General features: G+C 39.8%; 7 protein-coding genes. All 7 read right to left on the bottom strand.

The genetic code is table 11. The annotated features are described in order from the left end of the window. Nucleotides 1–294: NAD-dependent epimerase/dehydratase family protein (locus Q0K02_RS03655; protein ID WP_294485169.1), on the bottom strand; the 294-nt coding region annotated here is incomplete at its 3' end. 602 nt (nucleotides 295–896) lie between these two features. Beyond that, nucleotides 897–2,834, bottom strand: coding sequence for a DUF4422 domain-containing protein (locus tag Q0K02_RS03650; RefSeq protein ID WP_294485166.1), 1,938 nt, complete (start codon nucleotides 2,832–2,834; stop codon nucleotides 897–899). A 13-nt stretch (nucleotides 2,835–2,847) separates the two neighbouring features. Further along, nucleotides 2,848–3,825: a glycosyltransferase gene (locus Q0K02_RS03645; protein ID WP_294485164.1), complete on the bottom strand. Its 978-nt coding sequence runs from the start codon at nucleotides 3,823–3,825 to the stop codon at nucleotides 2,848–2,850. Between the two features lie 12 nt (nucleotides 3,826–3,837). Beyond that, a complete protein-coding gene (gene glf, locus Q0K02_RS03640) occupies nucleotides 3,838–4,989 on the bottom strand; it encodes a UDP-galactopyranose mutase (protein WP_294485162.1) in 1,152 nt (383 codons plus the stop codon). Between the two features lie 14 nt (nucleotides 4,990–5,003). After that, on the bottom strand, nucleotides 5,004–5,927 hold the full coding sequence (locus Q0K02_RS03635; protein ID WP_294485160.1) for an NAD-dependent epimerase/dehydratase family protein: 924 nt from the start codon (nucleotides 5,925–5,927) through the stop codon (nucleotides 5,004–5,006). A gap of 1 nt (nucleotide 5,928) precedes the next feature. Continuing rightward, entirely contained in the window at nucleotides 5,929–6,987 is a 1,059-nt protein-coding gene (gene rfbG / locus Q0K02_RS03630) for a CDP-glucose 4,6-dehydratase (protein ID WP_294485159.1), read from the bottom strand. 6 nt (nucleotides 6,988–6,993) lie between these two features. After that, entirely contained in the window at nucleotides 6,994–7,776 is a 783-nt protein-coding gene (rfbF, locus tag Q0K02_RS03625; RefSeq protein WP_294485157.1) for a glucose-1-phosphate cytidylyltransferase, read from the bottom strand. Nucleotide 7,777 lies beyond the last annotated feature (1 nt).

The raw sequence follows: 7,777 nt of genomic DNA, 5'->3' as shown, positions 1-7,777 counted from the left end.
GCGATAGTAGGCGAGCGGCTTTATCACCGATTCGCCCACGGCCTTGAGTCCGTCAAAGTGAATGACGCAGTCGATGTGGTGGACGATCATGATACTGAGCATGGCCGCCTTGTCGCTCACATCGGCTTCATAGGCAGGGATGTCGCGATGTGTGAGTTCCCCGATACGTCTGACGGCTTCCGGGGAGCTGTTGCTGTAATTGTCTACAATGATGACGTCGTGCCCGGCATTCATAAGTTCTACGGCCGTGTGCGAACCTATGTACCCCGTACCACCTGCAAGAAGAATGCGCATTCTATTATTCCTTGGTGATAAGTGTTTCTGCAAAAGTTTATATTGTTTTTTAATATTATTCAAAAATTATAATTATAAAGTTTTATAATGATAAATTATTTACAAATAATTTCACAACAATATTAATATAATATTTATATACTCTATTATACAATATTATTAAATTATTGTATAAATATTATATTAATCAACATATAACTACAATTAATATTATATTAAGTATATAAAAATGTAAATATATACTATTTATAACTCTAATCATAAACTAAATTATTATATTGAATAAATACTTATTAAAATCATATTAAAGTTTTTCGCTATTTTATATGATCCAGCCAGATATTACTTTTCTATACACACTTCTACAGTCTAATAATGCACATTAATATGGCATATATTTATCATAAATCACTTGAAATTCAGGCCGAGACGAAAATTTCAAGTATATGAATTAGAGTTTACCCTTATACACAACAAAATGGCGAAATGCATTTTCTCCATATTCAAACACATAACAATTTTTTCAAAATAATAGTAAAATTCACAATTCGTATCAATATAAGCGTAAATAATATATTTTATATTAATTTATTTTTAAAAGACTATTTTCCCATAAATTCAAAATATAAATTCTTATATTTTTTTCTCTTAGCATCCATTTTACGGTGTAATTTTCCAAGTGTCATAGAAGAAATAATCTTATATATCCAATACTTATATATTACATAATGTCGTTTATATGTTACACCAGTATTATACGGTATAACATGAGAAGGAACCAGGGATGGATTATTTTTTTCTTTATAGGCCAATATATGATCGATTATCCTGATTTTTATCCATGTATGATAGAAAGGTGTTTTTTGTAAAGAAGACCAAAAATACTCTGAAAACTCCATATGACTGTTATACCATGGTTTTATATTTCCAATATAATGAATTATCCATGGATCTTCACTAGATCTACTCCATACTTTATACGCATCTCTAGGCGCATACCGTAAAAGCATTTCTGTATAGCTCCCATTTTGAGCCGGAACAAAATTCCATCGCATATCAATCCATAAGATTTTATCTTCACATAAGATATTGAGAGCGTCCTGATCTTGAAACTGAAATGCCCCTGCTTCGCAAAATTCAAAAAGATAGCGTGTTGTAAAATTATTACGAAATGCTTTTGTATTAATAAGTAGTATCCCAGCATTAAATTCTTTATAGATGTTGCGTAATCGCATATAATTTTTAACGTAATTTCTTCTTTCTTCGTTAAAATTATTTATATTTGCTGCCTCACAAATATCATGAACAGCACCTAACCAATGTTCATCAAGATTAATAGTATACAATTCTGCAATATCACGCCTAATAATAATGTCACTATCCAAATATAACACTTTATTATATTCTATAAATAATTCTGGGATAATGAGTCTAAAATATGTTTCACAGGAGATAGTCGGTGTTTCATATAGATTATACTGTGAAACAATACTCGACATATCGATAAATCGAAGAGAAATATTTTTTTTTCCTTCAAGCATGAAAAAAAATTTTCTTTTTGTCTCTTTGGATAAATTTCTGTTTAAAATAAATATATCGTAATTATTGTCATGAGAAGACACATCTATAAGAGATTGTATACTTGCAGCGCAAAATGTAGAATACTGCTCGCTACAGGAAAAAACGACAGGTATATTATTTTGAGAAAATGCAGGAGAAATCTTTTTTACTATAGCAGTATCTTTAAAAACTACAAGAGGAAGTTCCAGAGATCGTATCTGTTTGTCAGTTTTTAACCATGTATAATAGATACCAAAAAGGCGTTCTCCTAGATGTCCCGGTGTTCTGTAACCTTCAACAGAATAGCTAGACATATCTACACGTTTTTCAAACTCTTCAAGAATATCAAAAAGCCATGCACAATAGTCGTGGAACAATTTTTTATTCATAATAAAAATATTTCCAAAGTACGCTTTTGTCCCGTTTATATAGGCATGAGCTACTTCACTGAATTCAGGATACATTTCATCAATAATATCCAACATGGTATCAATATCGGATATATGAAGAAGATTTCCATCTTTTTTATATTGTTCGTAAACAGATTTTCTATCTACATCCTTCATGTCTGCAGGAATCATAGTAATAATATCATACTGCGAAACTTTATTTTGGATATATTCACAATCATTAAGAAAATGTTCACGGCATGAATTTTCGTCTAAGCGCGGCACAATAACATTACTCCAGCTATCTCTTTTTACTGTATCCGCTTCATTAAAAGAAAGATACCTACGATAATGGCACAAACCATAATAGTCGGCATTTACATTCTTCCATGCCCAATACTGAACAGTAAGCTCACAATAACTTTCACGCTTATCAGATATATTTACACCGGTATCATCACCGATCATATCAGGATTTTCCCGTTTATCAAAACATGCTCCACATCGAACAGGTACATAAATATTGTTATCGATCTTGAAGCTCTCAAGATCTATTCGATGAGAAACAAAAACTTTTATATTCTTTTTCATAAATCACTCCCTTCTATGCTATAACTTCACATGCTTTCGTATAATCATTATTTTTTAATGCCAACAAAAAATTCCTAGATTGAGTATCAAGTATTCTTTTCGTTATATTATACATTTTATTATCAACGCATGAACAAAGATCTATAAAAAACAGCTTCTGTTCTTTTGTCATTTTACAATTTTTAAAGTGCATTATTGCTTGACTAATAAAATGAATAGCATAAAAATACCATATATCTTCATTTGATCCATATTTTTTTAGTTTTTCCTTGGCATATCTACGCGTAAAAATAAAATCATGTCTGCATTTTTTATTTTTTGATTCATTATCTGTTATTGAACCTCCAGCATTTTTTCTGTAAAATAAAAGATGATCAGGCACAATTACTATACTTGAAGCGTTTACTATGCAATCAATATGGAATGGTACATCTTCGTAAATAATACCTGGTATGAATTTTATATTGTATTTTTCAAGAAAACTTTTCCTTATCAACCTATCCCAGGCTGCAATACAATTAACAATTTGCCCTTCTGAGCGAAGGTCAAATATCTTGAATTTCATATGATAATAAAAAATTTCGTCACGATAGTAGCCGTAGGTTTTAGTATCATTAAAAAATAGCTTAAAATTGCAAATAGTTATTTCAGCCTGTGTTAATTCTGCTTTTGTATGAAGCATATCCAACATGTCAGGATGCATAAAGTCATCACTGTCTAAAAAGCTGATATATTTGCCATGAGAATACTTCAATCCCATATTTCTTGCGCTGCTCAGGCCTTGATTTTCCTGAGAAATAATGTAAATTCTATTATCTTTTTTCTGATATTCTTTTAGAATATCAAGACTTCCATCTGTTGAACCATCATTGACACATATAATTTCGAAATTTTGAAATGTCTGTGCAAGAACACTATTTATACATTGATGTAAAAATCGTTCCACATTGTAAACAGGAATGACGACAGAAATCTCAGGAGCTGTATTCACAATAATACCTCATTAATATGTTGACAAAATAACTTCACTTATATTCAGAGCTCGCTCCAAAGCCTGATCCATATTGTAGTATTTAAAGTCTGCCAACCTTCCGCAAATATGCAAATGTTTCAGTTGATTAGCCATAGCGGCATAACGTTTATATTGTTCCTGACTGTTTTGTGTAAGTACAGGGTAATACGGTTCCGTATCGCCGAACGGGTCGTACGATAACGGATACTCTACTTCGTAGGAAGAACCTTCAATGTCTTGCCCAGAAAAATGTTTAAAGTCGACGATACGGGTGTATCCTTCAGCTTGCGGATATGCTACGACAGGGTATGGCTGTATAGATCCTTTTTCCTTGTATTTCCATTCAAAATGCAAACTTCTATAGGGGAGTGGGCCTTCTTTGATGCCGAAAAGTTCATCCAATGCGCCCGTATAGATCACAGGGAACTCGACTGGAATTCCACCGAGCAGTAACTGATTCCCCTCAGCGTTCACCTGAAGATGATTCAGAGCATCAACGCCAAGTTCTACAGAGATATTGGGATGATCAAGCAGATTCTTAAAGAAATGTGTGAAAGAAACTTTTGGCATTACTTGGAATTCGTCATCAAAATATCCTTCATCGTAACTGAAACGCAAGGGAACGCGTTTCAAGATGCTAGGATCTATATCATTAGGTGAGATACCCCACTGTTTAGCTGTGTAAAGACTATAATCCTTTTCAAAAAGGAATTCGGCATAGCTGCGTACCATGGGGTCGGCGCATTCCAATACTTCCACTACTGCTGCACTGCTTCTCCCAGAGAAAACCACAGTAATACGCCTTTTCAGCTCTGCTGCTTCTTCCGGTGCGTAGAAGTCGTCGATAGTCTTGAAATTAAAGGGGGTCGGTGTATAGATACCGTCAATCTGTGCACCGCATATCAGATGAAAATCCTGCCATTCGGCATAGCGACGGACATAGTTTATAATTTTAATATTAGATGTATGAAATGCATGAGGTCCATATTTATGCACAAGTATGCCGTGATCATCTATATAATCGTACATATTACCGCCAATATGATCACGACGTTCCCATATGACAACTTTTTTTCCGGCTTCTGCAAGTTCTCGTGCAATGACACTTCCAGAAAGTCCACAACCTACAACAAGAGCATCCATAGCTTTTCCCGATATTACTTGACCCCAAGTTCTGCTTTCCACCACCGGATTACCCGACTACATCCTTCTGAAAAGCCAACTTTTGATTTGAAGCCCGTGTCTCTCATGGTTAAAGAAGTATCAAACACTGATAAATCCAAATTTACTCCTGTAAAAGGAACCGTTCCAAAAATAAATTCCAGCTGTGGGGCGACAGCAGCTTGCATTTCCAAAAGAAATTCACGAAGTGGTCGAGCATGACCACTTCCGATTAAGTAATTTCTGAAAGAAATACCTTTTTCAGCAATAAGACGGAATGCAAATGCTGCATCATCGATGTAGACAAAGTCATAATATTGTGTTGCAGCGGTAAATTGAGGAGATTCTCCATGTAAACATTTGAGAATCGATGTGTTGATCAAACGCCGACTATGGTCACCTACACCATAAATATTGGTAAGTGTACACCAGATAAAATCAATACCTACCTGTACCGCAAGAGCTTTACACATTGAGTGTGCCGTTAGTTTGGCTGCACCATAAACATAGCCCATGCCAAGACGGCAGTCCTGGGCCAAGGTCGCAGCCAATGTCTCTTGTTCCATGATACTTCCCGCGCCTATGAAGCGGAAACACCCAAGTTTTTTGGCTGTCTGCAGACATTCAGTGCTTGCCTGCACATTCTTCAGTTGAAGAGCGGTATCTATGCGTTGATCTGGAGAGACCCCTGCCCATGCAAGGTGTATAAAAACAGCTTGTTCCCCTGTCGGGATTTTTTCCACGAGAGACGAAATGTTCGCCAAATCGCAGAATACGGGAATGCAGTTCACATTTGAGGGAAGCGTCGCTTCCCGTCCCTCACGCACTACGGCATAGACCTTGTAGTCGTGAGCGAGCAGCTCCCGCAGAACAGCGCCGCCCACAAAGCCGCTGGCACCGGTGACAATGGCTGTTTTCATGCTATTTCTCCAGATACCCGGCAATTTCTCTGTCCATTTCGGCGGGAATGTCGCCGCCTGCAAGCCATACTTTCGCCCAGGCACAGGTCTTTTCCACAGCCTCGGCGATATGCCAGCGCGGCGACCAGCCAAAGGTTGTCTTGATTTTTGTGCAATCGAGCTTGAGGTAGTTCGCCTCGTGAGGGGCGTTCTGCTCTGCCTGATTTTCCCAGCGGGCGTCTCCTCCCCAAGTCTCACAGAAAAGATCCACAAGCTGTCCGGTGGTCACACAGTCGCAATCATCCGGGCCCACGTTGTACCAGCCCGCGAGCGAAGGATTTTTCCACTGAGCCTGCACGATCATGAGATAAGCCATAACGGGTTCGAGAACGTGCTGATATGGTCTTGTGGAGAAAGGGTTGCGCACTCCAATGACTCTGCCCGCCTGCTGCGCACGCACACAGTCGGGAATGATGCGGTCGTTGGCGAAATCACCGCCGCCGATGACGTTTCCCGCGCGGGCCGTACTTATGGGAAGCGTGCCGCCCGCAAAGAAGCTGCTCTTATAGCTGTGCGTCACAAGTTCCGAGCAGCTCTTGCTGTTGGAATACGGGTCGAATCCGTCCAGAGGTTCGTTTTCCCGATAGCCCCAGCACCATTCGTTATTATGGTACACCTTGTCTGTAGTGACGTTGAGAAAGCTCTTCACGCAAGATGAGAGCCGCTCGCATTCCAGAAGGTTTACCGTGCCCATGACGTTGGTTTCGTAGGTGTAACGTGGATCCTTGTAGGAATCACGCACGATGGGCTGGGCAGCAAGATGAATGACGATTTCCGGCTGTGCCCTGTCAAACGCCTCCTTCAGCATGGCGAAGTCTCGGATATCCCCAATGACACTCGTCATTCTTCCTTCAAGACCGGCTATGGAAAACAGATTGGGCTCTGTGGGCGCTGGCAGGCTGTAACCTGTCACTTCCGCGCCCACACCAAGAAGAGCACGGCACATCCAGCTGCCTTTGAATCCGGTATGACCGGTGACAAACACGCGTCTGCCACGGAAAAAGTCGAGAGAAAAAGTCATAGCGGATCAGTCCTCCCACACCTTCCACGGAGCCTTGCCGGAATCCCACATTTCGTTGAGTTCAATCTTGTCTTTCAGCATGTCCATGGGATGCCAGAAGCCGTTGTGCTTGTAGGCCTTGAGCTCACCATCCCGGGCAAGCCCCATGAGCGGCGTGCGTTCCCAGATGGTCTTGTCACCTTCGGTGATATAGTCAAAGATCTTCGGTTCAAGCACAAAGAAGCCTGCGTTGATCCAAGCGGAAGAGGCGTTCTTTGGTTTTTCCTGGAAAGAACGGATGGTACTGCTCTCGTCCAGATCCAGTACGCCGAAACGCCCCTGAGGCTGAACGGCGGTGAGCGTAGCGAGACGCTTGCTCTTCTTATGGAAGTCCACAAGTTTGGCTATATCCACATCGGAAACACCGTCACCGTAGGTGAGCATGAAGGTGCCGTCCCCCAGAATGTCCTGCGCCCGCTTGATGCGCCCACCGGTAAGAGTGCCGGAACCGGTATCCAGCAGCGTGACTTTCCATGGTTCGACGTGCTTGTAATGCACCTCGACTTCTCCTTTGGACAGGTCGAACGTAACATCAGAATTATTGGTGAAGTAATTGGTGAAATATTGCTTGATGTATTCCTGCTTGTATCCGCAGAGCACCACGAACTCGTTGTACCCGTAATGGGAGTATATCTTCATGATGTGCCAAAGTATGGGCTTTCCACCGATCTCGACCATGGGTTTGGGGCGAATGTTCGTCTCTTCTCCAAGTCTTGTGCCGAGCCCTCCGGCAAGAATAGCTACCTTCATA

Source organism: uncultured Mailhella sp. (genome assembly GCF_944324995.1).
Lineage (GTDB): Bacteria > Desulfobacterota > Desulfovibrionia > Desulfovibrionales > Desulfovibrionaceae > Mailhella.
This window is presented reverse-complemented; position numbering and strand designations above follow the sequence as displayed.

Excerpts from the sequence above, each read along its gene's own strand:
- Q0K02_RS03650 (WP_294485166.1), bottom strand. The coding sequence starts at position 2,834 with ATGAAAAAGAATATAAAAGTTTTTGTTTCTCATCGAATAGATCTTGAG.
- glf (WP_294485162.1), bottom strand. The coding sequence starts at position 4,989 with ATGGATGCTCTTGTTGTAGGTTGTGGACTTTCTGGAAGTGTCATTGCA.
- Q0K02_RS03635 (WP_294485160.1), bottom strand. The coding sequence starts at position 5,927 with ATGAAAACAGCCATTGTCACCGGTGCCAGCGGCTTTGTGGGCGGCGCT.
- rfbG (WP_294485159.1), bottom strand. The coding sequence starts at position 6,987 with ATGACTTTTTCTCTCGACTTTTTCCGTGGCAGACGCGTGTTTGTCACC.
- rfbF (WP_294485157.1), bottom strand. The coding sequence starts at position 7,776 with ATGAAGGTAGCTATTCTTGCCGGAGGGCTCGGCACAAGACTTGGAGAA.